The 25,935-nt window shown below is 42.1% G+C and carries 29 protein-coding genes; 19 read left to right on the top strand and 10 right to left on the bottom strand.

Annotated elements, in window-relative coordinates:
* Window positions 1-21: 21 nt before the first annotated feature.
* The 6 genes from ribA to mog are packed head-to-tail and all read left to right on the top strand — an operon-like array spanning window position 22 to window position 3,555.
* Entirely contained in the window at window positions 22-627 is a 606-nt protein-coding gene (ribA, locus tag BJI48_RS04050) for a GTP cyclohydrolase II (RefSeq protein WP_095332186.1), read from the top strand.
* On the top strand, window positions 624-1,871 hold the full coding sequence (locus BJI48_RS04045; protein WP_095332184.1) for a molybdopterin molybdotransferase MoeA: 1,248 nt from the start codon (window positions 624-626) through the stop codon (window positions 1,869-1,871). The genes ribA and BJI48_RS04045 overlap by 4 nt, the downstream gene beginning before the upstream one ends.
* 9 nt (window positions 1,872-1,880) lie before the next feature.
* On the top strand, window positions 1,881-2,102 hold the full coding sequence (locus BJI48_RS04040; protein WP_095332182.1) for a MoaD/ThiS family protein: 222 nt from the start codon (window positions 1,881-1,883) through the stop codon (window positions 2,100-2,102).
* 2 nt (window positions 2,103-2,104) lie between these two features.
* A complete protein-coding gene (locus tag BJI48_RS04035; RefSeq protein WP_095332180.1) occupies window positions 2,105-2,548 on the top strand; it encodes a molybdenum cofactor biosynthesis protein MoaE in 444 nt (147 codons plus the stop codon).
* Window positions 2,536-3,024 (top strand): molybdopterin-guanine dinucleotide biosynthesis protein B, encoded by a 489-nt coding sequence (mobB, locus tag BJI48_RS04030; protein WP_095332178.1) that lies wholly within the window; start codon window positions 2,536-2,538, stop codon window positions 3,022-3,024. Before BJI48_RS04035 ends, mobB begins: the two co-directional genes overlap by 13 nt.
* Window positions 3,025-3,555, top strand: coding sequence for a molybdopterin adenylyltransferase (mog, locus tag BJI48_RS04025; protein ID WP_095332176.1), 531 nt, complete (start codon window positions 3,025-3,027; stop codon window positions 3,553-3,555).
* Here the strand turns inward: mog and BJI48_RS04020 are convergent.
* Window positions 3,530-4,462: a DUF6492 family protein gene (locus tag BJI48_RS04020; protein WP_143428768.1), complete on the bottom strand. Its 933-nt coding sequence runs from the start codon at window positions 4,460-4,462 to the stop codon at window positions 3,530-3,532. The genes mog and BJI48_RS04020 overlap by 26 nt on opposite strands.
* A gap of 63 nt (window positions 4,463-4,525) precedes the next feature.
* Here BJI48_RS04020 and BJI48_RS04015 point away from each other — a divergent pair, with 63 nt between their 5' ends.
* The 4 genes from BJI48_RS04015 to BJI48_RS04000 all read left to right on the top strand — a co-directional run bounded on the left by BJI48_RS04015 (window position 4,526) and on the right by BJI48_RS04000 (window position 7,452).
* Window positions 4,526-4,771, top strand: coding sequence for a hypothetical protein (locus tag BJI48_RS04015; protein ID WP_143428767.1), 246 nt, complete (start codon window positions 4,526-4,528; stop codon window positions 4,769-4,771).
* Between the two features lie 242 nt (window positions 4,772-5,013).
* Window positions 5,014-5,502: a cyclic pyranopterin monophosphate synthase MoaC gene (gene moaC, locus BJI48_RS04010; RefSeq protein ID WP_095332170.1), complete on the top strand. Its 489-nt coding sequence runs from the start codon at window positions 5,014-5,016 to the stop codon at window positions 5,500-5,502.
* A 113-nt stretch (window positions 5,503-5,615) separates the two neighbouring features.
* Window positions 5,616-6,290: a phosphoribosylglycinamide formyltransferase gene (gene purN / locus BJI48_RS04005; protein WP_095332168.1), complete on the top strand. Its 675-nt coding sequence runs from the start codon at window positions 5,616-5,618 to the stop codon at window positions 6,288-6,290.
* 1 nt (window position 6,291) lies between these two features.
* Window positions 6,292-7,452 (top strand): cation:proton antiporter, encoded by a 1,161-nt coding sequence (locus tag BJI48_RS04000; RefSeq protein WP_095332166.1) that lies wholly within the window; start codon window positions 6,292-6,294, stop codon window positions 7,450-7,452.
* A 14-nt stretch (window positions 7,453-7,466) separates the two neighbouring features.
* On the opposite strand, the gene BJI48_RS03995 is transcribed toward BJI48_RS04000, so the two are convergent.
* The 6 genes from BJI48_RS03995 to flhA all read right to left on the bottom strand — a co-directional run bounded on the left by BJI48_RS03995 (window position 7,467) and on the right by flhA (window position 13,504).
* Window positions 7,467-8,147: a hypothetical protein gene (locus tag BJI48_RS03995; RefSeq protein WP_095332164.1), complete on the bottom strand. Its 681-nt coding sequence runs from the start codon at window positions 8,145-8,147 to the stop codon at window positions 7,467-7,469.
* Between the two features lie 30 nt (window positions 8,148-8,177).
* A complete protein-coding gene (locus BJI48_RS03990; protein ID WP_257874379.1) occupies window positions 8,178-8,555 on the bottom strand; it encodes a GtrA family protein in 378 nt (125 codons plus the stop codon).
* Between the two features lie 86 nt (window positions 8,556-8,641).
* The gene (locus tag BJI48_RS03985; RefSeq protein WP_180763040.1) at window positions 8,642-9,673 is read right to left on the bottom strand and encodes a glycosyltransferase family 2 protein; all 1,032 of its coding nucleotides are present in this window, start codon (window positions 9,671-9,673) and stop codon (window positions 8,642-8,644) included.
* Window positions 9,674-9,920: 247 nt separating this feature from the next.
* Window positions 9,921-10,151 (bottom strand): hypothetical protein, encoded by a 231-nt coding sequence (locus BJI48_RS03980; RefSeq protein WP_095332158.1) that lies wholly within the window; start codon window positions 10,149-10,151, stop codon window positions 9,921-9,923.
* A gap of 40 nt (window positions 10,152-10,191) precedes the next feature.
* Complete coding sequence (locus tag BJI48_RS03975; RefSeq protein WP_095332156.1) at window positions 10,192-11,280, bottom strand: 3',5'-cyclic-nucleotide phosphodiesterase; 1,089 nt, start codon at window positions 11,278-11,280, stop codon at window positions 10,192-10,194.
* A gap of 1 nt (window position 11,281) precedes the next feature.
* Complete coding sequence (gene flhA / locus BJI48_RS03970; protein WP_095332154.1) at window positions 11,282-13,504, bottom strand: flagellar biosynthesis protein FlhA; 2,223 nt, start codon at window positions 13,502-13,504, stop codon at window positions 11,282-11,284.
* Window positions 13,505-13,634: 130 nt separating this feature from the next.
* Here flhA and rpsO point away from each other — a divergent pair, with 130 nt between their 5' ends.
* The 7 genes from rpsO to BJI48_RS03930 all read left to right on the top strand — a co-directional run bounded on the left by rpsO (window position 13,635) and on the right by BJI48_RS03930 (window position 18,504).
* Complete coding sequence (rpsO, locus tag BJI48_RS03965) at window positions 13,635-13,907, top strand: 30S ribosomal protein S15 (protein WP_095332152.1); 273 nt, start codon at window positions 13,635-13,637, stop codon at window positions 13,905-13,907.
* Between the two features lie 9 nt (window positions 13,908-13,916).
* The gene (locus tag BJI48_RS03960; RefSeq protein WP_095332150.1) at window positions 13,917-15,182 is read left to right on the top strand and encodes an O-antigen ligase family protein; all 1,266 of its coding nucleotides are present in this window, start codon (window positions 13,917-13,919) and stop codon (window positions 15,180-15,182) included.
* Complete coding sequence (locus BJI48_RS03955; RefSeq protein ID WP_095332148.1) at window positions 15,179-15,976, top strand: glycosyltransferase family 25 protein; 798 nt, start codon at window positions 15,179-15,181, stop codon at window positions 15,974-15,976. Before BJI48_RS03960 ends, BJI48_RS03955 begins: the two co-directional genes overlap by 4 nt.
* A 36-nt stretch (window positions 15,977-16,012) precedes the next feature.
* On the top strand, window positions 16,013-16,807 hold the full coding sequence (locus BJI48_RS03950) for a glycosyltransferase family 25 protein (RefSeq protein WP_095332146.1): 795 nt from the start codon (window positions 16,013-16,015) through the stop codon (window positions 16,805-16,807).
* 17 nt (window positions 16,808-16,824) lie between these two features.
* The gene (locus tag BJI48_RS03945; RefSeq protein ID WP_095332144.1) at window positions 16,825-17,073 is read left to right on the top strand and encodes a glycosyltransferase family 25 protein; all 249 of its coding nucleotides are present in this window, start codon (window positions 16,825-16,827) and stop codon (window positions 17,071-17,073) included.
* Window positions 17,016-17,648: a glycosyltransferase family 25 protein gene (locus BJI48_RS03940; RefSeq protein ID WP_180763039.1), complete on the top strand. Its 633-nt coding sequence runs from the start codon at window positions 17,016-17,018 to the stop codon at window positions 17,646-17,648. The genes BJI48_RS03945 and BJI48_RS03940 overlap by 58 nt, the downstream gene beginning before the upstream one ends.
* A 127-nt stretch (window positions 17,649-17,775) precedes the next feature.
* Window positions 17,776-18,504: a glycosyltransferase family 25 protein gene (locus BJI48_RS03930; protein WP_257874377.1), complete on the top strand. Its 729-nt coding sequence runs from the start codon at window positions 17,776-17,778 to the stop codon at window positions 18,502-18,504.
* On the opposite strand, the gene BJI48_RS03925 is transcribed toward BJI48_RS03930, so the two are convergent.
* Complete coding sequence (locus BJI48_RS03925) at window positions 18,473-19,558, bottom strand: glycosyltransferase family 10 (RefSeq protein ID WP_095332136.1); 1,086 nt, start codon at window positions 19,556-19,558, stop codon at window positions 18,473-18,475. The genes BJI48_RS03930 and BJI48_RS03925 overlap by 32 nt on opposite strands.
* Window positions 19,546-20,535, bottom strand: coding sequence for a glycosyl transferase family 90 (locus tag BJI48_RS03920; RefSeq protein WP_095332134.1), 990 nt, complete (start codon window positions 20,533-20,535; stop codon window positions 19,546-19,548). Before BJI48_RS03920 ends, BJI48_RS03925 begins: the two co-directional genes overlap by 13 nt.
* A 134-nt stretch (window positions 20,536-20,669) precedes the next feature.
* Between BJI48_RS03920 and BJI48_RS03915 the strand changes: the two genes are divergently transcribed.
* Window positions 20,670-21,449, top strand: coding sequence for a glycosyltransferase family 2 protein (locus tag BJI48_RS03915; protein ID WP_257874376.1), 780 nt, complete (start codon window positions 20,670-20,672; stop codon window positions 21,447-21,449).
* Between the two features lie 1,376 nt (window positions 21,450-22,825).
* Here the strand turns inward: BJI48_RS03915 and BJI48_RS03905 are convergent.
* Complete coding sequence (locus BJI48_RS03905) at window positions 22,826-23,875, bottom strand: glycosyltransferase family 9 protein (RefSeq protein WP_095332130.1); 1,050 nt, start codon at window positions 23,873-23,875, stop codon at window positions 22,826-22,828.
* Window positions 23,876-24,494: 619 nt separating this feature from the next.
* Here BJI48_RS03905 and BJI48_RS03900 point away from each other — a divergent pair.
* Window positions 24,495-25,935: hypothetical protein (locus tag BJI48_RS03900; RefSeq protein ID WP_143428766.1), on the top strand; the 1,441-nt coding region annotated here is incomplete at its 3' end.

Raw genomic sequence — 25,935 nt, 5'->3', positions numbered from 1 at the left:
ATAAAATTTAAAAGGATATTTTTGAAAAATTTTGAAGTATCAAATCGGGCGAAACTCCCCACACGTTTTGGGGATTTTTTTATCCAGTGTTTTCGGGAATTGCGTCCTGAAAATGGTTGCCAATGCCCTGTGGAACATTTGGTCGTTTGGAGCGATCCTTTAGCAGAAATCCCGCTCGTGCGGGTGCATTCAGAATGCCTCACAGGCGATGTTTTTGGCTCACAAAAATGCGATTGTGGCGGGGAACTCGCTTTGGCGATGGAAAAAATCGCCCAAAGTGCCAAAGAGGGGCAAGGCGGGATGTTGATCTATTTGCGTCAGGAGGGCAGAGGGATAGGATTGTTTAACAAAGTCAATGCCTATGCCCTGCAGGATAAGGGCTATGACACCGTCGAAGCCAATGAAGCACTGGGTTTTAAAAGTGATAATCGGGATTATGCGATTGTGGGAGATATTTTGGAATATTATGGTATCAAAAAAATTCGCCTACTCACCAATAATCCCCGCAAGATAACTGCAATGGGGCAATACGCAGAAGTCATCAGGGATAGTATCATCGTGCCAAGCAATTGTTATAATGAAAAATATTTGGCGACCAAAAAATCCAAACTCGGGCATTTGCTTTGATACAAAAAAACATCAGTTTTAAGGACGCTATTAGGATCCTTCAAGAGAGTGCCATCGCGCCCATTGGCAAAGAAAAGATTATTTTTAGCGACGCATTAGGGAGGGTGTTAGCCGAGGATATTATCGCAAAAGATGATATGCCACGATTTGCTACCTCTGGGATGGATGGCTATGCTTTTAGGCACGAAGATATCGGCGTGCTGGCAAAAGAGGGCTTGATTTTGCAGGGAGATAATCCCGCCGGGCAAGAGGGTGAAATTGCTTTGGAATCTCAAGCAGCCATCAAGACATTTACCGGCTCGAAAATGCCACAAAATAGCGATACGCTCGTGCTTGTTGAATCTGTGATTTGCCAAGATGGCAGGGTGGTTTTGAACCCCAAAGCCCCCTTACCCAAAAAGGGTGATTGGGTCAGGCAGGCGGGTGAAAACTACGCTAAAGGCGATATTCTTTTGCAAAAAGGCACTAATATCGGTCCTTATGAAATCGGGCTTTTAGCAGATTTGAATCAGGTTTTTGTAAAGGTTTTTAGAAAGCCACGAGTGGGTATTTTGAGCGGGGGTGCTGAGATAATCGAAGTGGGCGAGGAAACAAGCGCTAAAAATTGCGTGCGGAGTGTGAATAATCACCTCTTAAAAGCGATGGTAACCTCACTCGGCGGGGAGGCAATACTCTATCCCATAATGCCTGATGATAAGCAAAAAATTATAGAGATGATGCGTGAAGCATTTTTGGATTGCGATATATTGCTTACCACTGGCGGGATGAGTATGGGGGATTATGATTTTACTCAAGAAGCGATTTTTGAAATCTGTGATGTCGCATTCAAAGGCGTGAGAATGAAGCCCGGAAAGCCCGTTGCCTATGGGAGTTATGATGGTGGGAATCAAAAAAAACATTTGCTTGCCTTGCCGGGATTTCCCAATTCAGCCGCTTTGACGTTTTATCTTTTTGGTAGGTTGATTTTTGCCAAAATGTTTGGCAAACGCTTCGAGCATAGATTTTTGAAAGCCATCTTGAAAGAAGACATTGCACGCACAGATTCCCGAATGGAATTTCGTGTGTGTGATTTGGCAGTGAGCGATGGGCATTATGAGGTTTCTTTTTCTTCCAAGCGGGTTTTGCAAAGCTCGGTTGTGAATAATCTGTGCGGGGAGAGTGCATTGGTTATTTTGCAGGAGAATGGGATGGATTTGAAAAAAGGCAGTGAAGTGGATATTTTGCTTTTTAAATATTTTTTATAAGGAGTGGATATGGTAAGTGTGGAGTTTCTCGGACCTATTGGCGAGCAAGAGATGGTATTTGATGTGAGCAATCTTTCTGAACTCAAAATCAAGCTCCAAGAAATCCCGAGTGTTGCCAAGTGGCTACCGATGAGTGCGATAGCCATCAATGATGTGCTGATCGAAGATGTGGATACACCGCTAAATGATGGGGATAAAATTGTTGTGCTACCTCCTGTTTGTGGCGGGTGAATATGCTTGAGATTTATACGGGGGCATTGCCTACTGCAACAATTTATCTTGCTTGGGAAAAGGAAGCTAGAGAAAAAAATTTTGGTGCATTCTGCTTGTTTGTCGGTGTTGTGCGGGATGAAAATAATATGGATGGCTTGAGTTTTGATATTTATGAACCACTTTTTCAAAACTGGTTTCAGGCTTGGCAAAAGCGTGCAAACACACAAGGGGTGTTTTTGAAAATGGCGCATTCACGGGGCGATGTAAGCAATGGCGAGAGTTCGTATATGGCAGCGGTGATGTCTTCGCAGCGAAAGCCTGCTTTGGCGTTGTATGATACATTTATCGAGGATTTTAAGCACAAAGCCCCGATTTGGAAATATGACATCAAAGGTTCTCAAAGATTTTATGCTAAAGAGAGAAGCCACGCACTACCTGGGAGCGGGATTTTATGCCAAAAATAGTCGCATTCACAGGAGTGAGCAATAGCGGGAAAACAACGCTGATAGAAAAGCTTGTCAGGCTTCTTGTTCCCGCCTATGAAGTCGCTGTTTTTAAGCACGATCCCAAAGATAAAGCCGTATTTGATAGCGAGGGCAAGGATAGCCACCGGTTTTTTCAAAGTGGTGCCGATGTCAGTGTCTTTTCGCCATCAAAAACGACAATGATGTTCCATCAAACCAAGAGTATGGCGTGGCTATGCGAGGTATTTTGTGATAAAGATTATATTTTCATTGAGGGGCTAAAAGAGTTGCCTTTTCCTAGAATCTGTGTGGCTAGGGGGGCGATTGATGAGGCATATATCCCTTTTAGCGATGCGTTTGCTTTGGATAAAAGCGTTTGGAATGCGAGCGTGCTCTCTAGTCATATCGCTGTATTGGATCTCAATGACCCGCAAAATGTGCTTGCGTGGATTGATAAATTTGGAAAGGAAATTTGAGTGGATAAAATCAAAATAGGCATTGTAGTGGCGAGTGATAGAGCGTTTGAGGGGATTTATGAGGATTTGAGCGGGGAGGCTATCAAAGAAGTTATCAGCGAGTATATTAACAATCCGTGTGAATATGTCTATCGTTTGATCCAAGACGAGCAAAAACAGATCGAAGACACGCTCAGAGAGCTTTGCGATATGCAAAACTGCGATCTTGTGGTTACAACCGGGGGGACAGGTCCGGCTTTGCGGGATGTTACCCCGGAGGCGACTTGTGCGGTATGTGAAAAGATATTACCCGGTTTTGGGGAGCTAATGCGCCAAGTGAGCCTCAAATATGTCCCTACAGCGATACTTTCCAGGCAGACGGCAGGTATTAGGGGAAAAAGCCTGATAGTAAATCTCCCCGGCAAGCCAAAAAGTATTCGAGAATGCCTAGAGGCGGTTTTCCCTGCGATCCCTTATTGTATTGATCTCATCGGTGGGGGTTATATTGAGGGCAATGAAAACCATATCAAGATCTTTCGCCCGAAGGCTTAAGTCGGGCTTGTTTTAGCTCTCTTTGCCTATCTCTATCGCACATTCCTGTTTTGTAATAAACCCGAACCAGATTTTTTACGCCAAAAACTTTTCTCAAGAATTTATTTTGCATTATCTTGGAATATTTAGAGATTTTACACCAGTGATTAAATTCGAGAATATAGCAATATTTCGCAAAATCAGATATTTCGTTCGAATCAAGCGCGGGGATAGAGTCAAAAAATCTTTTGCCATATTTATTGATATCCATACTCTTGAGAAAATACCCACCTTTTTTGTTGATGAGGCAATAATTGGCGTAAGTTTCAAACTCTGAAAAACTAAAAGTTTTAGGGTCTCTCCCCATTACAGCTAATATATTTTCAAAATAGCTTTGATGGTTTTGTGCCATCAGGGCAATCAGCTCTTTGACGATCTCTGTTTGGAAAATCATAAATTCACTGACAAATTCCATACGATAGAAATTACTCATCCCCAAAATAGCCTGATTTGTGGCGATATAAGCATTGTGCCTAGATACCTTGCCACGAAGGACATTAAAAAACACACGATCAATGACAAGATCTCGTATCAGCAAGGAATCGACATCAAAAGTCATATAAATCCCCTTGGGACAAATCTCGCAAAAACTGAGCTTGAGAAATTGCTGGAAAAACCAGCCGGTTGATTTGGGGTTTAAATGGAATTTTTGCATTAGGTTGTAAATCACATCATAGTTTAAATCAGGAAAATCCTTGTTTTCATCGATGAAATGGATTTCTTTGCTGATAGCTTCGATTTCGCTTTTGCAATCGTGATGGGCGATGATATAAATATCGCTATATTGGAGTTTTCTGGAGTTTGAAGTATCAGCCTTTTGGGGGTAGCGAGCCATTTTACGGAGATTTTTGAGGACTTTTGGGTCCATCACATATTGATTGCGTGCGGGGTCAAATGTAAAGGAATATTGGGGGGGGGGGGCAATTATTCAATGATAAATCTTTATCAATATAAAGATGAGCCATCAAAGATTCGATACAACGCCCAAGTATTGCTATATCTTTTTTGGCTACGGGAATGGCTAGGCAGAAATCTGACATATTGGAAGCTCCTTTTTGTGAATTGTGCTGGCATTTTAACACAGGTAGCGGGGATTTCAAAGATATTGGGAAATATACTCAAATGCTATGCCAAGCGGGATTTGGAATTTTGGTATAAAAAATGTTACCTATTGTAACCAAAAAGCTTTTTTGTGAGAATATTTATAAATTAATATTCTTAAATAAATATTATTAGATAGAATAAATTATCTGATATGACCAAATGTATCAGATGGAACAAAAGATAATTTTGTTCCTGCCACTCCTAAGAATTTTTGTAGAACTTTCTTTATAGATGCCTTTTAAAGGCATCTATTCTTCCTAAACTAAGAAGCCGATAAAATATTTTTTGATATGCTAAGCAAAAAGGATTTACCAAATGAAGCTCACCCATATCAATGAAAACAACCACCCTACAATGGTCGATGTCAGCTCCAAAGATGAGACAAAAAGGGTCGCTATCGCCACCGGCAAAATCACGATGAGCGCCCAAGCCTATGAAGCTGTCATCACAAACACTGCGCACAAAGGTCCTGTTCTTCAAACCGCCATCATCGCTGCGATTATGGGAGCAAAAAAAACAAGCGAACTTATCCCGATGTGCCACCCGTTATTTTTGAGCGGTGTGGATATTGAGGTGGAGCAAGATAGCCAAAACTATGCCTTTGTGCTGAAATCAAAGGTTAGGACACAAGGCAAAACCGGCGTAGAAATGGAGGCATTGATGAGCGTGAGTATCGGGCTTTTGACGATTTATGATATGCTAAAGGCTATCGATAAAGCAATGGTGATTAGTGAGGTGAGATTGGAGGAAAAAAGCGGGGGAAAAAGCGGGGATTATCGTTTTAAAGCTTTAGGTGTTTTGTGATAAAATAGCTTGCATAATCGCTTAGCAAGCAGAAATCATCGGGGCAAATATTGAAAAAAATACAATTAAAAAAAATAAATTTAGTGATTCTTTTTAGTGGCAATGGAAGCAATATGCAAAACATTATCCAAACTCTGCATAATAAGGAATTTTTGCAGTCTCAAGAATGGGGGCAAAAATCTCGGGAACATACGCAAGAGCGGGAGGCAGGGCAAAACAACACCGAATCCCAAAAAGAGGTTGCCCAAAACCAATCCCAAAACCACCCTCAAAATGAGCTCCAAAAAGAAAAGATTATCATCAACATTCCAGCTTGTATCACCAATAATCCCAACGCCTATGGTATCAAACGTTGCAAGGATTTAGGCATTGCTTGTGAGATTTTGTCCCATAAGGAATTTGCTACCAAAGAAGCGTTTGAAAGCGCCCTGGTTGCGTGTATCCAAAAATACCATCCTGATTTGACGATATTAGCAGGCTTTATGCGGATTTTATCACCTATTTTTACAGACACCATCCCATCTATTAATATCCACCCCTCGCTATTGCCCAAGCACAAGGGGGCAAATGCTATCAAGGATACTTACCTTTCAGATGACAAAGAAGCTGGCGTGAGCGTGCATTGGGTCAATGAAATCCTTGATGGGGGGGAAATCATCACCCAACGTGCTATCCCAAAAATCGCCGGAGAAAGTTTGCAGGATTTTGAAAACAGAATCCACCAGCTCGAATATACCCTCTATCCCCAAGCGATTTTAGAGGCTCTAAACCTTAGTTCGGCGGTGTAAAATGGCTAGTTTATTTACCTTTGCCATCATTGCGATTTTGATTTTGATCGCCCCATATGTGAGCAAAATCACCAAAATCCCTGTCGTTGTTGTCGAGATAATCCTTGGGGCTTTGGGCTATTATTTTGGGATTTTCAAACATTCTGAGGGTTTTGATGTTGTCGCTGAAGTGGGCTTTTTGTTCTTGATGTTTTTGTGCGGTATGGAAGTGGATTTGCGGGGATTCCGCCAGCTTGGCAAGGATTTTTTGAAAAAAGCCGGCGTGTATTTTGTTGTGTTGTATGTGGTGGCAACCTCAGCGGTGCTGATTTTGAAGCTTCCCCCTATCTATATTGCAGCGTTTCCGGTGATGAGTCTTGGGATGATTATGGCGTTGATCAAAGATTATGGCAAGAATATGCCTTGGCTAGATCTTGCGCTAAAAATCGGGATCATCGGGGAGCTGGTGAGTATTGCGGTTTTGGTTATTATCAATGGGTCTTATTCCTATGGGCTGACATTTGAGCTTTATAAGACATTAGCGGTTTTGCTGGCGTTTTTGCTCGTGATTATTGGGATGTTCCAGATAGGCAAGATTTTGTTTTGGTGGTTCCCTAATCTCAAGCTCTTTATTATGCCTTATAATGACGAAAACAACCAAGATATTCGCTTCAGTATGATGTTGTTTTTTGGCTTGATTGTCATCGTGATGTGGTTGCACCTCGAGATTGTTTTGGGGGCGTTTTTGGCTGGGATGATTGTAGCGACATTTTTCCCATATAAGCACGAGCTGGTGCATAAACTCAATGATATTGGGTTTGGCTTTTTTGTGCCATTGTTTTTCATTCACGTGGGTTCTACGCTGGATTTATCGCTGGTTTTTCATACGCCAAGCTTGTTTTTTCACGGGGCGATGATCGTAGTTGGGATGATTTTATTGCGTTTGTTTTCGGCTACGATTGCGTTTAGGAGCTATTTCAAAAGTGCGAAAAACACCGTTTTGTTTGCCTTGAGTGATTCAATGCCTTTGACATTTTTGGTCGCAACGGCAGCTTTAGGCTTGCAACTCGGTGCGATGGATCAAAATACCTATTATGCGTTTTTGCTCGCAGCGATTTTTGAGGGGGTTATATTTACTATCTTGATAAAAGTCGTTTATTATTTTTGGAAAGTGCGAATCTAAGCCAAATTAATGGCTTATTTTTTTTCGATATTGATATGGAAATAATGGACTTCATCGCCCAAAATCACTTTCAAGACCATTGTGCCGGCTTTGATGTTTTTGGGACTGATGGCTACAAATCCGCCTTTAGCTTTGCCATCGACACTAAGGGTCGTTTTTCTTAGATAATTCGCTGCCATTATCTTGCGGGCTTGTCTTTGTTCTTGCATCATTTGTTGGGAGCTAAAATCACTGATGATAAAGGGTGAAAACATCATATTGTATGCCAAAAATCCCCCACGCCCATAATAAAACAATGGCGTGATGATATTGGTGTTGCTGATGGGCGCTGGCGGTGTGGGGATACCAAAATCTTGCAAAACATCACTGAAATCTTCATTAGATTCCAAGATTTGGGGGTAGGTGAGGATGTCGAGATTTTTGCCATTTTGGGAAGCTGATAAGTTGCTCGTATCAAGCAAAATATCAGGACCTTTTAGGATTTGCGCCCCCAGATAAAACACAAATGGGGGATTGCTAAGCCCGCCGAGCTTGTTTTGGGAGATTTCTAGTTGGACTTTTGAGTTTGGCTGTGCGGAATCGAGGATTTCAATGCCCTTATCATAGCGGGCGATGTTTTGTGGGACGACATTATACGTCGCACAGCCAGCGAGAAAAAACGCAATTAACAATGCAAAAAAGAGGGTGTTTTTCATTTATTTTTCCTATGTTTTTTGCAAATTGTATTATAAGGATTTAAATGCCCAGAATCGATTCAGACAATACCCCCCGATAACATAAAAAATCCCAGCAAGCACTTGTGCGACATAGGCATTGATACCAAAAAATCGATACGACAGCGATAAAATCGCTAGATTAATGCTATAAGCGATCCCCATCGCGATAAGAAATCGTGTGAGGTCTTTTGCGTGGGTGTTTTTGGATTTGAACGTAAAGGTTTTGTTTAAGAGATACGAACATACCAAACCGCACGCATAGCCGAGTAGATTGGATAGCTCGATATTCACACCCATTGCCATCAAGATAAAAATAATCCCAAAGCCAACAATCGTGTTGATCGCCCCGACCAAAAGGTAGAGGACAAAGGAATTAGTGCACTTCATAGACATAAAAATAAAGTGGCAGTCCAAAATTGTTTTTGTTGGTTCGTAAAGAATCTTGCGGGTTGATTTGATAGGCAAATTTGGTTTTAGATTGCATTGGATTCCTTTGAAGTGTTTTTGAGATTTTTTGTTGTGTTTTCACGCCCTAAATGCCTGTTAGATTGATGTGTTGGGCTTGATTTTAGGGGCGAATCATTTTGTGTGATTGATTCGATGAGATAACGGGGGCGGTGCTTGGTTTCAGCATAGATCTTGCCGATATATTCGCCAATCACGCCTAGTGCTAAGAGTTGCACCCCGCCCAAAAAATACAACGGCAAGGCAATCGAAGCCCAGCCGGGGATGCTTTTTTGCAACACAAGCGTGGTATAGAGGCTATAGATTCCGAGCAAAAAACTCATCAAAAAAACAACCATCCCAATGAGGCTGATAAGATGCAGCGGTCGGGTGCTAAAGCTTGTGATCCCATCGATTGCCAAGCTTAACATCTTGCTAAGAGAGTATTTTGAGGCCCCAATCGTGCGGGGTTTGACATCAAAATACACATAATCGATTTTGAATCCAAGCTCAAAAATCAAACCCCGCAAAAAGATATTGCTTTCTTGAAATGCTGCGAGTTTTTCGAGAGCCTTTGAGCCCAAGAGTCTGTATTCGGAGTGATTGGGTATCGCAGGCGTGCCAAGCATTTGCATTAGGCGGTAAAACCCTAGCGAGGAGGCTTTTTTGAAAAACGTATCGGTTTTTCTATCATTGCGAATGCCAAGAACAATTTGTGCGCCTTCGTTATATTTTTTGATAAATTCGGGAAATTTTTCAATATCTTGCTGGAGATCGGCATCAATGCTGATACAACAATCGCACCGCCCTTTGGCGTATTGTAGTCCTGCAAGCAGGGCTTTTTGCCCGCCATAGTTTTTGGTGAGCTTGATGATGGTGCAATAGGGCGTCTGGCTGGTGTAATCTTGCAGGAGAGAAAAACTATTGTCTTCACTCCCATCATCAATGCAGATAATAAAGCTTTCTTGGGCGATGATTTGGGAGTTTTTGAGGGTGGCGAGCTTGTCTTGGAGGGTTTGGAGGCTTTGGATAATGCCATCTTCTTCGTTATAACAAGGCACAATCAGTGCCAACAACGGGCGTTTATGCCCCCCCCCCCATTAGGATTTGTTGTGTTGCTTTTTGCATTGCCTGCATTATAGATTCCTTGATAAATTTAAGGTTCAAAGCCCTGATTATAACGTGTTTTTTATAAAAAAATCGCATAAATCCCTAGCCTGCGTTATTCAAACCAGCCCCGCATTCTCCTGCATTGTAGCCTGCCATTTAGCTAACGCTTTTTGAACTAACGCCTGCCTGAAAAATGCCTTACTGAAACAAAAAGCTTTTTTTGATTTTGAGTTGCTCGATGAGGGCGATCATTTCTTTTTGCCCATAAGGTAGCTCATCATCAATCGTATCGATTTCTTCAAGATAGGCATCGATGGCTGTTGGGATATTTTCATCTTTCACGCCGGCAAAATGCAAGGCAACGCCGAGCATATCGATGATTTCTAAGGCGAGTTCTTCAAGTTCAATGGGGTCAATTTTTTGTTTCACGTGTTTATCCTTTTGAATGGTTTTGCCTTTGGAATGGGCTTTATTTTTGGGTTGGGTTTTGAAAAATCTGCTCGACTTGGTGCTTGATGTCCTCATACAAAAAGCTTTCTTTGAAGCCCTCGATTTTGCCTCCTGAGGCATTTTTGTGTCCCCCGCCGTTAAAAAATTCCTTACTCATCGCACTCACATCGCATTTGCCATTCGCCCGTAGGCTTACATTGCCCCTTGGATTGACATCCATATAAAAATCAAATTCGGGATTTTTGCTCAAAAATAAATTCGCTAGCACGCTAATCCCGCCCATCGAATAGCTCAAAAATCCTTTTTTATCCCCGCAAATTAGGCTACATTGTTCTTTTTTGTTTGATAGGAGATTGACTTGGGCATTTGAGGCGATATTATCCATCGTAGCAAGGTCGGGATCGCCCCCTAGGGCGATTTTTTTGAGCCTAAAGACATCATTGTCAAATAAAATCTCGCCTTTTTCTTTGGAAAGATAGTCTTTTGCCCGTTTGAGGAGATCGAGCTTATAGTCCCTATGCTCGACATCAAACATAAAGCGATTGAGTTCATTAGAAGTTGCAATCATACTCATTGCGACTTTTCCAAACTCAAAACCAAAGCCATTTTCTTTCCAAATATCGACAGAATTTATCATCTCCACCATCGGGGAAAGCCAGTCTTTGTCGGCTTGAGAAATCAGCGGGTAAATTTCGAGCAGGGTTTCATAGGTGATTTTTGTCCCGCAACGATGGATATCGAGATAATACCAATGAAAGAGTTTGGCAGATTCCTCCCCACTGATATGGTGGTCTAGTAGGCTGATTTGGATATCTTTGCCACCTAGGCGCATTGTATCGACCCTTTCTTGGAGATAGCGTGATTCTGCGGGTGAGAGATTCAAATCGGTGATGAGGATAAGATATTTTTCTGGCGTTTTGCAATGAAATTTGCTCTCAAGCCGAGCCTCTGGGGAATGCTCGATGGCATTGAGGATAGCATTGAGCCGTGCAAGCACTTCTTTGCCGTAGTTGGCATTATAAAATCGGATATTTTTAAAAAAGTGCTTGGAGACCAGCTGGCAACCATAGCCATCAAGATCGATATGGGAGAGATGATGGACTTGCATTTTATTCCTTAAAATTAATATTGATACTGCCTAGCACTTCGTATTTGGCGTTAGTGTCAAGTTCGGCGTGGCTGAGGATGACCAAATCAAGCTTGAATTGCTCCATTTTGTTTGCTAGCGGGCGTCTAAGCTCAGGATCTACGATGAGAATCACGGGTGCAATGCCTTTTTGGAGGACTTTCATCGATTCTTCGCTGATGGTTTCAATGAGTTTTTGCATTTCATTAGCATTAAGCAGGAGCGTCCTGCCACCGGGCTGTTCTTTGAGCTTGCTAAGGAGATATTGTTCGGCACTCGTTGCGAGGGTTAGGAGTTTGAGATTACCATCTTCGGATTTAAAAATATTCGTGATAACCCGTGAGAGCTTAGCACGCACTTGTTCGGTGATGATAGCGACATCATTTTGCACCAGCGGGGCAATATCAGTGATAGTCTCAAGGATAGTCAGCATATCACGGATGGGGATTTTCTCGTGTAGAAGCTCTTGAAGCACGGAGCGTATCACACCTGTGGGGACTTTTTTGGCTTCATCGATGATGGCAGGATAGTCTTGTGCGAGCCGATCCATCAGCGATTTTACTTCATCTTTGGTGATAAATTCTTCTGCATAGCTTTTTACCAGCTCGCTCATATGCGTAGCGATAACGGTCGAGGGATCAATGATCGTGTAGCCTTGAATGATGGCTTCTTCTTTGTCTTTGGGTTCAATCCAGAGGGCGTCCATCCCAAATGCGGGTTCTTTGGTAGGGATACCCTCGATTTCTTTGCCGACAAAACCGGTATTCATCGCCAAGAATTTATCCGGCAGGACGCTTCCCTCGCCGATGACAATGCCTTTGAGCTTGATTTCATAATGCGTGGGGGGAAGCTGGAGATTGTCCCTTATGCGGATTTGAGGCATCAAAAACCCATAATCGCTAGCGATCTTTTTGCGAATGCCCCGCACCCTCTCAAGCAGATCGCCCCCTTGCTTGATGTCTGCAAGCCCGATGAGCTGGTAGCCAAGTGCGAGTTCGAGGAGTTCGATTTTGAGGACTTCATCGATGGCTTTTTCTTCTTCTTTTTTGATTTCTTCAGGGCTTTTTTGTGGCTTGATTGCGGGGGTATGCGAGCTTGAAGCACCCTCTTGAGCGGATTTTTCGGCGTTTGCGGATAGATCGATGTCTATTTTTTGCCCGAGCCATTTTTCAAATATCGAAAAAAGATTTGCCTTATCTTGGCGGGATATGAGCCAAGCGATGAATAAAAACAAACAGCCCACAAAGCCAAGCGAAAATGTCGGCAACCCCGGCACTGTGGCAAATAACAGCAAGATTGCCCCCACGATGATGAGCGTTTTGCTTTTGTTGGTGAGCTGGGTGATGAGCTTGGAAGCGAAATTTTCCTCTTCACCTTGCGTGGTTCGTGTCGCGACAATGCCTGTGGCTGTGGCGATGATGAGAGCGGGGATTTGCCCGACAAGCCCATCACCGATGGTGAGTATGGTAAATGTCGAAGCGCTATAAGCCATTGACATATCCCTCTGGAATACGCCTACTAAAAATCCCCCGATGATATTGATAAGCGTGATGATAATCGAAGCGATGGCATCGCCTTTGACGAATTTGCTCGCCCCATCCATCGCACCATAAAAATCGGCTTCTTGGGTGAGGGCAGCACGGCGATTTTTGGCTTCTTCATTGTCGATGAGACCGGAATTGAGATCGGCATCGATTGCCATTTGTTTGCCCGGCATCGCATCAAGGGCAAAACGTGCGCGCACTTCGGTAACACGGGTAGAGCCATTGGTAACGACGAGGAGATTTACCAGCACCAAAATCGTAAAAATAATACTCCCGATGACATAATTGCCCCCAACGGTAAATTCCCCAAATGCTGCAATGATGTCGCTCACAGCTTCCGGGCCTTTGTAGCCCTCCGTGAGTATCATACGAGTGGTGGCGACATTGAGAGCGAGGCGGTAGAGGGTAACGATGAGAAGCAAAGTCGGGAAAGCCGAAAAATCCGTCGGTTTGGTGATATAAAGCCCGATAAGGATAATCAAAACCGATAAGGCGATCGAAATCGTGAGTAAAAAATCAAGCAAAAACGGCGGGAGCGGGACAATGATAATCGCAAGGATAGCAATGACAAAAGCGACAACCGTGAGATCTTTTGATTCAGTAAGTTGCCTAAAAAACGGGATAACTTTTTTGATGGCGTTTTTTTGTCTTTGTGAAGCCACGGGTGCGTATGCCTTTTTGGATAAAATTCTTTTGCGATTCTACAATATAATCTCTTGCTTTAATGTAAAATTTTGTTTTTTTGCTGTATGATACCCGCTTTAAATTTTAAATACCATTCAGGAGGTCACTATGGCTTTGGATACGGCGAAAAAACAAGAGTTGATTGCAAAATTTGCACGAAATGAAAAAGATACGGGGTCTTCAGAGGTTCAGATTGCGATTTTAAGCACAAGGATCGCCGAGCTTACAGCGCACCTGAAAGCAAATCCCAAAGATCACTCCAGCAGGCTAGGGCTTTTGAAACTCGTAGGGCAAAGGAAACAACTCCTCAAATACCTCAAAAAAACCCAATACCAAAGGTATATCAAATTAATCGGCGAACTCGGCATCAAAGACAGATAAGGAAATTGATTGCGATTTGAGTTCAACAAGGAGAGGCTAGAAAAAATTATTACATTTCTAGCCTGCGGGGTTTTTTTACTTTCTTCGGTTACATCATTTAATCAGATTTTTATGGTTTTGATGTTCGCTTTATTACTCACTTATTGGGCTTTTGCCCATCAGATGGGTAGCATTCCCAAACAAATCAAATTTATCATTTATGCGTTTTTTGCTTTTTTCTTGACCACGATCCCGAATATGTTGCTTAATGATAGTCTAAGCTATGGATTAAAAATCTTTAATCAGCCATTAGGCTATGTCCTTGCTGCGATTGTTTTGCTTTTGATGGTAGGGCTTCGGGTGCATTTGAACCAAAAAATGATTTTTTATGCTATCGGCGTGGCTTGCTTTGTCGATGGGGTCATTGCGATTTATCAAGGCATTGTTTTGGGTATGGATAGGGTTGATGGTTTTATCGGCATTTCGGAATTTGGAAATGTCGGGGCGGTTTTGGCGCTTTGTGCGTTCGCCTATTTTTGCATTTCCCTATCGTGGAAAGAAAAGATTTTTTTTGCAGTGGCGACTATTTTTGCTTGTTTTGTGATGATTTTTAGCGGGACTAGAGGCGTGATGATAGGATTTGGCGCAGGTTTTGCGCTCATTGTAGGGCTTTTTGTTTATTTTGAGAAACAAAGGCGAATGCGTGTTTTAAGGCATTCAATGTATTTTTTGCTTGCTTTGTGTATTACCATAATGTCCATCCCTCAAGCCAAAGATTCTATTGTCAATCGCTTCAAGTTTGCCATCACTGACATCAATCAATACGAAAAAAAGGATTATAACGCAATTGAAGATCTAAGCTTGGGACAGCGATTTGAGATGTGGAAAGAAGCGATTGTGATTATCAAGCTTTCACCGATTATCGGGCTAAGCCCCAAAAGCATTTGTGATAGAAAATACGAAATCAATGCCTTAGCAAAATCTTTGCGCAACCCCGATGAACTCAACTGCTATGGTAGGTATCATAGTGAAATCCTCAATACACTCGCTAGAAAAGGTTTCTTGGGTTTATTGGCTTTGCTTGCGGTTTGGGCGAGCCTTGCTAGTTTCTTTTGGCGGGGGATTTTGCAGTGTGGGGTTGTGAGCCTTTCTATGCTGGGGATTTTGCTTTATTATATCGTGGGTGGGGCTACGGGTGAGCCGATGAGTGCGTTTTCAGAAGGGAATTATTTTTTGATGGTAGTGATTATTTTTGCTTCGTTGGTTTTTAGCAAAAAGGAGACTTCTGGAGTATGAGAATATTTATCATTTCGCTCAAAAATGCTTTAGCGAGGCGTGAAAATATATTGAATCAAATCGCTTCGCTTGGGGAGAATCCAGCATTTGAATTTCATATTTTTGATGCGATCGATGGGAGAGAGGAAGACAGAGAGGGTGGCAGAGAGTTTGAGAAAAACCCAATGCCTAGCGAATATTGCCCCCCCCCCTCGCAAAAAACCATCATTTCAAAGTATTATTGTGCATTTTTGGCAAAGCTTTATCGAGGAAGAGAATTGTCTCCTTGCGAATTAGGTTGCTTTGCCTCACATTTTCTGCTATGGGAAAAATGCGTGCAGATAAATGAATCCATTATCGTGCTTGAAGATGATATAGAGATTTTGCCAAATTTTTTTGACGCCCTCACGCACATCGCAAAAAATCGCTTTGAATATGTGCGATTAATGCAATTAAGCACGGCGAAATCGTGCCAGCTTGATGAGCATTTTGGTTTTCTAAAACATTATGCCTTTGGCACGCAGGGGTATTATCTCACCCCAAAGGGGGCGCAAAAGTTTTTGCGTTATGCCAAAAAATGGGTCGAGCCTGTAGATGACTATGTCGATAGATATTGGAAACATCATAACTATAATGTTATTTATTTCCCTCATCCTATCAGACAAAATTTCCACGCTTTAGAAAGCACAATTGGCGATCGGGATTCTACGCTCAATAAAAATTTGCTTCTTAAAACTTCTCGGGGGATTCGCAAGCGCTATCAAAAACTAGTTAAATATTTTTATGATAGCTTTGTTCTCAGCTGGCGTTTTTAATACTAGAGGCTTTAAGCAAAAGGAGGTTTTGTAACGATGAAAATATTTATTATTTCGCTCAAAAATGCTTTGGTGAGGCGTGAAAATATATTGAATCAAATCGCTTCGCTTGGGGAGAATCCAGCATTTGAATTTCATATTTTTGATGCGATCGATGGGAGAGAGGGTGGCAGAGAGTTTGAGAAAAACCCAATGCCTAGCCAATCTTGCCCCCCCCCCCGTTCAAAATCTATCATTTCAAAGCATTATTGCGGTTTGCAAACAAAATTTTATCGTGGCAAAGGTCTTTCTAATGGCGAGCTGGGTTGCTTTGCTTCGCATTTTCTGCTATGGGAAAAATGCGTGCAGATAAATGAATCCATCGTGGTGCTTGAAGATGATATAGAGATATTGCCAAATTTTTTTGACGCCCTTACTGCCATCGCAAAAAATCGCTTTGAATACGTGCGATTAATGCAACTCAATGCCGGTAAGGTTTTGAAGATCGATGAGCATTTTGGGATTTTAAAGCATTCAGCGTGTGGAACACAGGGGTATTATCTCGCTCCAAAGGGGGCAAAGAAGTTTTTAGCTTATGCTAAAAAGTGGGTCGAGCCTGTGGATGATTATATGGATAGGTATTATAAACACGGCGTTTTGAATGTCATTTATACGCCTTATCCTATCAAAAACCCCACCGAAGAAGCCCAGAGCACCATTACCGATCGGGGGTCTATGAAGCGTGCTTTGATTTTTAAGATCACCCGTGGTATCCGCAAGCGTTATCAAAAGTTAGTTAAATATTTTTATGACAACTTTGTCCTCAATCGGCATACCAGAGTTTCTGAATAAAAGGAGGTTTTGTAACGATGAAAATATTTATCATTTCGCTCAAAAATGCTTTAACGAGGCGTGAAAATATATTGAATCAAATCGCTTCGCTTGGGGAGAATCCAGCATTTGAATTTCATATTTTTGATGCGGTCGATGGCAGAGAGGGTGAGCGAGAGGAAAGCAGAGAGAATGCCAGGGGGTTTGGCAAAAACCAAAATAGCCAATCTTGCCCCCCCCCCCCTCGCAAAAATCCATCATTCAAAAGCATTATTGGGCATTTTTAGCAAAGCTTTATTGCACTAGAGGATTGATTCCGGGTGAGCTGGGTTGCTTTGCCTCACACTATTTGCTATGGGAAAAATGCGTGCAGATAAATGAATCCATTATCGTGCTTGAAGATGATATAGAGATTTTGCCAAATTTTTTTGACGCCCTCACGCACATCGCAAAAAATCGCTTTGAATATGTGCGATTAATGCAATTAAGCACGGCGAAATCGTGCCAGCTTGATGAGCATTTTGGTTTTCTAAAACATTATGCCTTTGGCACGCAGGGGTATTATCTCACCCCAAAGGGGGCGCAAAAGTTTTTGCGTTATGCCAAAAAATGGGTCGAGCCGGTGGATCTTTATATGGACAGATATTGGAAACACGGCGTTTTGAATGTTATTTACACTCCTTGCCCCATCAGGCAAAATACCCACGCTTTAGAAAGCACGATTGGCAATCGGGGTTCTTCTTTGTATATTAAAATCTCTATGAAAAATTGGCTTTTTTTCAAATGTGCGGGTATGATTTATCGCTATGAAAGATTAACCAGATATTTTTATGATAAATTTATCTTGAATCGGCATTTTTGATATGAGAGGCTTTAGATAAAAGGAGGTTTTACAACGATGAAAATATTTATCATTTCGCTCAAAAATGCCTTAGTGAGGCGTGAAAATATATTAAATCAGATCGCCTCGCTGGGGGAGAATCGAGCATTTGAATTCCGCATTTTCGATGCGGTTGATGGGAGAGAGGAAGACAGAGAGGGTGGCAGAGAGAATGCCAGAGGGTTTGAGAAAAACCAAAATAGCCAATCCTGCCCCCCCCCCCCCTCAAAAATCCATCATTCAAAAGCATTATTGCAAATGGCGAACAAAAATTTATCACGGCAAAGCGCTTTCTGGTGGCGAGCTGGGTTGTTTCGCTTCGCATTTTCTGCTGTGGGAAAAATGCGTGCAACTCAATGAACCTATCATCGTGCTAGAAGATGATATTGAGATTTTGCCAAATTTTTTTGACGCCCTCGAAAACATCGCAAAAAATCGCTTTGAATACGTGCGATTAATGCAACTCAATACTGGCGATGTTTGTCAAATCGATGAAAATTTTGGGGTCATCAAACATTGGGCGTGCGGGACACAGGGGTATTATCTCACCCCAAAGGGGGCGCAAAAATTTTTGCGTTATGCCAAAAGTTGGGTCGAGCCAGTCGATGGTCATATGGATAGCTACTGGAAACATCATATCCCTAATGTTGTTTATTTCCCCCATCCTATCAGAGAAAATTCCCACGCCTTAGAGAGTATGATTGCCGATCGGGAGGCGATAGAAAGTGCGTTGATTTTCAAAATCAGCCGTCGTGTCTCCAAAGGTTGCGAAAGGCTGGTTAAATATTTTTATGATTGTTTTATTCTTAAGGGGCATTTCTCTTCAAAAATGCGTTAAATTTATTTTTTATCCGCCAGAGATTTCTTTTGATTTTGTCTTTGAAGCTCCTTCTAAAACGCTTGATAGTGAGCGTTTGGAGCGGTTGAGCGCCATTTTTTTGAAAATCCTTGATAATGATTTCACCCATAGAATGGATAAAATTATATTTCACCAAACAAAGCTCACGGGCTTTTTTGATATTAGCAAGATTTTTTTCCCATTGATTATTTGCGATGGTTTCTTGAATGATTTTTAGCGCTTCCAAGGGTTTATTAATATCGATACATACATACGAACCATCGGGGAAATACTCCCCAATATTGGGCGCTCCGCAGTAGATTGGCATTGTGTATGCCAAAAAACAATCGATAATTTTTTCGGTGAAATAATGGGACGTCCTAGAGTTTTCGATCGCAATAGAATATTTATACGGCGCAAGCCCATCGACTTTGTTGGTTAGTTCATTGGGCGTGCCTGCCCCATAAAAATCAATCCCCTTACCGATGGGCTGGGATTTCAGCCACAGCACAAATTCCCTGCGATCGCGATGTCCGGGAAACATCGCTTTGTGCTGGGAGGCGATACAAGAAATAATGCGATTTTTTGTAGGGCAAGCAAGATGAAAAATCTCATCATAATGGGGTTTGTTTTTGGAATAAAGCATCCAATACATCATCGGGTGATGGGGGATATAACGCTCTTTTTTCGGGTCTTTTTGGAGCAATTCTGGCACAAAGGCAAAGACCTTGCGACAATGTTTATAAGTCCTTTCCAGAATGGCAAATTCATTTTTAAACGGGATATGGTATTTGGGCGAACTCGGGATATAGGGCTCTTGTTGCAGGGCAAAAATATTGTCCTTGCCAACACAAATGGTTTTGTTTTGATCGAGGCGATTGAGCATTACGCAATAGTCTGCTTGCTCAAATTGTGTGCTAAAAATGACTTTAAAATCCCCTGAAATATAGCTTTTGTCTTTGTGGGGGGATTGCTTTTCTAGCCAATCTTCTAGCCACATATCATCAAAAATCTTATCGGTATTTTGGATCATCAAAACGTTTATTTCTTGCATTCAAATATTTCCTTTTCTATCAGGCTAACTTCAATTTGCCCGGTGAGATAAAAATATTTTCTCAAAACAAGAATATTTAAGAGCTCCTCTGTGTTTTGATCCAAAAATGGTTGGACATAGGCATTGGCGTGAAAAATAATCTCTTTTGCCTCTTTGGGGTGGGTGATAAAATACTCTAGTCTCTCGGGAACATCGCTATAATCGGGCTTGATCTCGATATAGTGATGATTGCCTATGAGCTTGCCCTCCATAAACCACGTTTCAAATTTTGGCTTAGGCATCACCGCGATTGAATTGGAACTCATCACCCATTTGAGGTTGCTAGCGACATCATTGCCCTCAAGGGAGAGGATAAATTTATGTTGGAGATGTTTTTCGATACTGATTTTTTCCTTTTGCCACGCGAGGAGTTCTGGTTTGTTTGCCCCCACGTGCCCGAGGTCGCACAGCGGGTGATTAAAATATTTTTGCATAAAATCTTGCCTATGGGCTTGGTAACACGCCCCCCGAAAGATAAGCGTATCTTTTTTGTCCTCATAGGCGATTTTTAGCTCACTAGGTTTGAAAAATCGAAAATGCCTGAATTTATCGAGCTTCAAGAGGGCATTATTGCTTGGGGCGTTGGTAATAGGGCGAGATTTGCATAATGCGGGGATGGGGACTTGATAATTCACATCGCCATACTCCAAAATATATGCCAAATCTTTGGGGAAAAATCGGGCGTATTCATAGGTATCAAAAAAATATCTCGAGCCTTTTTTGAGCATTGATAAAAGCGATGGATTTGGCGGGATAGGGGTCGCAGTAGGCGCAAAAGAACAATAATAATTTACCCTTTTTGCGATAGCTTGGCGGGTGATCTCATCGAGAATTTGGAGTTTTTTTAGCTTTTTATCTAATGCGTATTTGCCTAAACATCGTGGGGACAGCAGATAGCTAATGCCTTTGAGATTGTATAAAAACTGATTTTGTTTCAATCGTTGCCTTTTTTACTTTTTTGTGTTTGCTTAGGTGGTGCGAATTTCAAAATTTTAACCAAAAAAATCGTATTTAATCGCATTTATTAATATATAATTTCTCAAAAGTTAAGAATGCGAAAGTAGGGAAAAAAATGATGGCAGAGATGGAAAATCTTTCCAAAATTTCTGTAACAATATTGGCGAAAAACGCGCAGGCGCATTTGGGCGAATGTTTGGAAGCATTGCGTGATTTTGATGAAGTCATTTTGCTTGATAATCAAAGCACCGATTCCACCCGAGCGATTGCTGGAAGTTTCCCTAATGTAAAAATTTTTGAAAACGAGTTTATTGGATTTGGTCCTTTGAAAAATCTCGCATTAGATTATGCAAAAAATAATTGGATTTTAAGTATCGATGCCGATGAAGTTTTAGAAAAAAATGCCCGTGAAGCCATAGCCACGCTCCTGCTAGATCCCAAATGTATCTACGCATTTAGCCGTAAGAATCTCTACAAAGGCGAATGGATCAGGGCGTGCGGGTGGAATCCTGACTATGTAAAGCGTCTGTTTCATAGGGGTGCAACAAGATTCAATCAAAACCAAGTGCACGAAAGCGTGATCGTCCCTGATGGTTGCTGTGTAGAAAAGCTCAACGCCCATATCAGGCATTATGCCTTTGAAAGTATCGATATGTTGTTGGGGAAATTGCACCGCTATAGCAGTATGTGGGCAGATGAAAAAAGCCGTATCGGCAAGAAAGCGAGCGTTTTTGGGGCGTTGGGGCGATTTGTGTGGGTGTTTGTGAAAGATTATTTTTTCAGGAAAGGCTTTTTGTATGGCTACAAGGGCTTTATCATCGCTTATTGCAATGCTGATGGGGCGTTTTTCAAATATATGAAGCTTTATGAGAGGAATAAGGGGTCTCAATCTTGACAATGACCGCTGGCGTTATGTTTTATTATTTTCTACTCGGTTTGTTTTAAAAAAACAAACCTGAAGACCATTCCAAGAGGCAAAGCCTCTTTCCATTCCTAAAGAATGGGGTTATAACGGCACTTCGTTTCGTTATCAACCCAGTTTCTAAGGTTTGCAATTCTTATCCATCTTCAACCCCAGCCTGCTACCCTTTTTCATCTTATCTGCTAAGGGGGCGTGCAGTGGGTTTTTTACCCGCCCACCCAAAGAGGTTTTAGGAAGGGGGGAGAGGCGTAAAGGCAAAGCCAACTGCTTGGCTTTGCTAGCCTCGCACGCCGATTGCCTTATGCTTCGTAAGAAGTATGGCAATACGGCTAAGACGCTTTGCAAGTAGAACCCGCCCCCTCCTAATAGGCGAAAGCCTCAAAAAATTATTTTCTACTCGGTTTTCATTATTTTTTACTCGATTCAGTTTGCAAAACTGAATCTGAAGACCTCTCCAACGGGCAAAGCCTGTTTTCGTTCCTAAAGGATTTTGACCCACCCACCCAAGTTGTTCCGTGCTATGTTATCAACTTGGGGCGGGCGGGTAGAGTTTCTAAAGTTTAGAAATCCTATCCGCTAGCAAACCAAATCCAGCTACGCTCTTTCATCTGACCCATTAAGGGGGCGTGCAGTGGGTGGGGGAAGGTCTTAGGAAGGGGGCGGGCGACGCTTCGCAAGTAGAACCCGCCCCCTCCTAATAGGCGAAAGCCTAAAAACATTATTTTTTACTCGGTTTGTTAAAAACAAACCTGAAGACCGCTACGCAAGGCAAAGCCTATGGGCGGGCAAAGTTTCTAAGGTTTTTTTATTTCTACGATAAACCTAAAGGGTGAATTAAAAAATCCCTAGTTTTGTTTTTCCCTTGAGGGGGACAAGGGGCTAGCCGTCCGCTATACTTTTGCATATACGCATCGGCGTGCGAGGCTTCCAGCCAGAGCCAAGCAGTTGGCTTTTTTAAAGGTTTGGGCGTATGGTATGCTCCTAAAAGTCGCATAGAACCATCGCCGTGCGAGCCTAAAAAAGATAAGCAGTTATCTTTTTTTAACGGCTCTCCTCTCATACACAAAGCGTTGCTTGGGTATTGGAAATAAGTTTCTAAGGTTTTCATTATGCTTTACTCGATTTGCAAGCGGTTCTAAAAGACCATTCAAAAGGCAAAGAGAATATGAACAATTGATAGCAGACTATAAAGCAGGCAAGATTAAGGCTTATGATAGTGCAGAAGAAATAGAAGAGGCAATCTTGAATGACAATATCGAGAATGCCATCAAACCCGATTTGCTTTGATTTATGAAAAACATAAAGATATTTTGATCCTGACTGCCATCAACGTAGGCTCTCACAGCGAATTATTCCAATCCTGCCAACGCTTCAATCGCCCCAAGGGCATCTTCTATACTGATGAGTGCCATACATTCTTCAAAAGCCACATCCCCGCAGGTTTTGGGGTCGTGCCTTTCTTTTTGGGGTGTGAGCGTGATGTGTCGGTGCATATCTTGGGCAAATGCTCCCCATCTCTGCGGTTTGCACGCTTGAGTCAGTGGGTAAAATCCAATAGTCTTCACCCCAAGTGCGCTCGCACAATGCAAGGGTCCCGTGCTATTAGAGAGAAACACATCGCCACAAGCAATGATCCCAAGGAACTCCCGCAAAGGTTTTTGCCCATCCAAAAGATGGCTTGACTTTAGCAATGGGTAGTCGCTCAACATCGCTTCATAGCCGGTTAGTTCGCTCCCAGAACCCGTGATGAGGACATTGCCGAGATGGTTAGAGAGGATTTTTTCTGCGAGCAAGAAATAGTTTGGCACGCTCCAATCCTTTGAAGACCCCCCACTGCCGGGGTGCAAGATAAAAAGTGGCTTGGTGTTTGTGCCAAATTTTGCTTTTACATACGCTTTGCCAGCGCTTTTTTCCTCTTCGGTGAGGGTGATTTTTGGAAAATAGGTCGTTTGAGAGCCGAGCAGTTTGAGCAAATCGAGATTATATTGGGCTTCGTTTTGCTCCCCAAGCGAGCGTTTTTGGCGGATTTTGTGGGTAAAAAGCAACGCCCGAAGCTTCGAAAGTGGGCCGATACGCACGGGGATTTTTGCCAAAAACGGCGCATAGCAAGCGATTTTTGAGGCAAAAAACGAAACACTCACATCAAATCGCTTTGCTTTGATAAGGGCGGTGAATTCTTTTTGGCTACATTTATCTACGCAGATAATATCGTCCAAAAATGGGTTATTCTCCACCAGCGGGGCGGTGTAGCTTTGGAGTGCCAAACAAATATAGCTGTTGGGGTAGGTGGTTTTGAGCGCTTGTATGCACGGGAGCGTGAGGACCACATCGCCAATTCTATCGGTGCGAAAAAGAAGAATTTTCAGTGGTGCAGTGCTTTCAAAGGCGATTTTTTTCATTTTTGTTCTTGACTTTCAGGGATTTTGATGTGCTAGCATAGCTTATTTTTATATTTTTTTCAATTTTAGGCACGATTTGAGAGCTTTTACTCCCTCTTTCACCCTTTAAATCCAAAAATTTCAATTAGTATTTATATTTATTTTATTCAAAAATAAATTATCTTAGTAAAGCATTTGACTGGCTTAAAAAAATCTTAATACCATCTTGATAATTTTCCAATAGAATGCCCGTTTTTTAAGTCAAAAATCAGATTATAAAAGGAATACGTAATGAATACCCAAAATCATCACCCAGAAATACTGCGGGGGGGGGGGGCAAGATCTCCTAAATAGCTCTTTAACTAGCCCTCTTGACTCGCCACCTACCCAAAAATCTCAAAAAACTCGAGGTTTAAAAACTTCCCAACAACTTCAAAAATCCCCCCATCGCTACGGGTCTGAAAACTCTCAAAGTTTCCAACCCACTAAAGATTTTAAAAAACCAAAAGAATCATCGTTATTTATAAAATCTAAAGGCTTACAACAAGATTTAAAAAATATCTCATCATCTCTAAAAACTAAAAAATCCCATTTCAAACCATTATTTTCGATTATCCTCGCTTCTATGCTAGGGAGCACATTGGCATATGGGGCGGAAGAGGCAGATTGTGATATCAACAGCAATGTCTCTTGTGCAAGCGTGAGTGGTAAAGTAGGTGCTGATAGTAACAAAAAAGATGTTACGCTGACATATCATCAGGAAAAAAATGTCTATCTCCTCTCATCTGAAGGCGCTTTGGATAATGGTCAGATAAATATAAGTAGCGAACAAATCGTCTTAAAGGCAGTGGGGAGTGTCGTGTATCAAAAGCACAATCTCTTGGTAGGTGAGGGCGGATTTCGGATAGATTTTAAAAATTCTTTGCTTTATATGAATGAGTCAGCTTGTCCGAATACACTTTGCCGTATCCAATTCAATGCTGATAATACTACCAATACAAGCATTTTAAATTTCACTGGTGGCTACAACGGCGATGCTGCTCCGAATAGAGTAGGCTATGCCTATAGAGGGAAACTCCAATTTATCAAAGGCAGTGCGGAGATTAACTTCAATGATGGCGCAAATATGCAAGGGGATATTGGGTTTAAATCAAATCCTGACGCCAGCAAAAAAACAACCGCCAATGCCAATGTGAATTTCAACAACTCCGCCCTAGATGGGGATATCGTAGATATGAATACAGATGGAGCAGGAAGCCGACCAGATCAAGCAATCAATGTTACTTTTAGTGGCAATAGCTCCAAAGGCTATGCAATGCAGGGGGGCATTATGAATGCGATGGGAAATGGCAAAAGTGATGGTTCTAGCGGGTTGCACGTAACATTTAGCAATGGGGCGATAGGTGATATGCGAAATTCTGTTACTTATAAAGATGGTTCAGGTAGTGTTTCTAATACTGGTGGTGATTATAAAGGTATCAACCTAGCTGGCAATGGTCTGACCGATGGTGTGGGGCAATCAGTTAACGTGAGTGCTACGACCATCACGCTCCAAACGGGCTCAAAGGTTTATGCGGATTTGACACAAGGGTTTTATGGCAAAAATGGCACAGGTAGCAACCAAGCTGTTGTAGGAATCAATCGCATCGATAGCACGCTCAATATACAAAGTGGCTCGGAGTTTGAGGGCAAGCTCCTCATTCGAGCAGGGAAATTCACGATGAATCTTGATGGGAGAAATTCCCTTTTGAAAGGGGATATTGATATTAAAGATATTAAGGTCAATAGTGATTTAAAAGGCAAGCCATCTGTTTTCCTCAATCTATCCAATGGGGCTATCCACTCGGGTAGTATCACGCAAAATTCAGAACAAACCACTACTGCCACCACCCTCACCCTCAATTCTGGCGCTCTGCAAGATGGCAACATCACCAACCAAAAAGGCACAATGACTATCACATCTCATAACGCCACCATCAATGGGGATATTAACAATTCGGGTGGCACTACGACTATCACAGCCAATGCCACGACTATCAAGGGTTCTATCACTTCAGCAAGTAATCTCACCTTAAATCTTG

The sequence above is a fragment of the Helicobacter sp. 11S02596-1 genome (genome assembly GCF_002272825.1).
Lineage (GTDB): Bacteria > Campylobacterota > Campylobacteria > Campylobacterales > Helicobacteraceae > Helicobacter_J.
The sequence above is the reverse complement of the archived record's forward strand: the minus strand, read 5'-3'. Positions and strand labels throughout refer to the sequence as shown.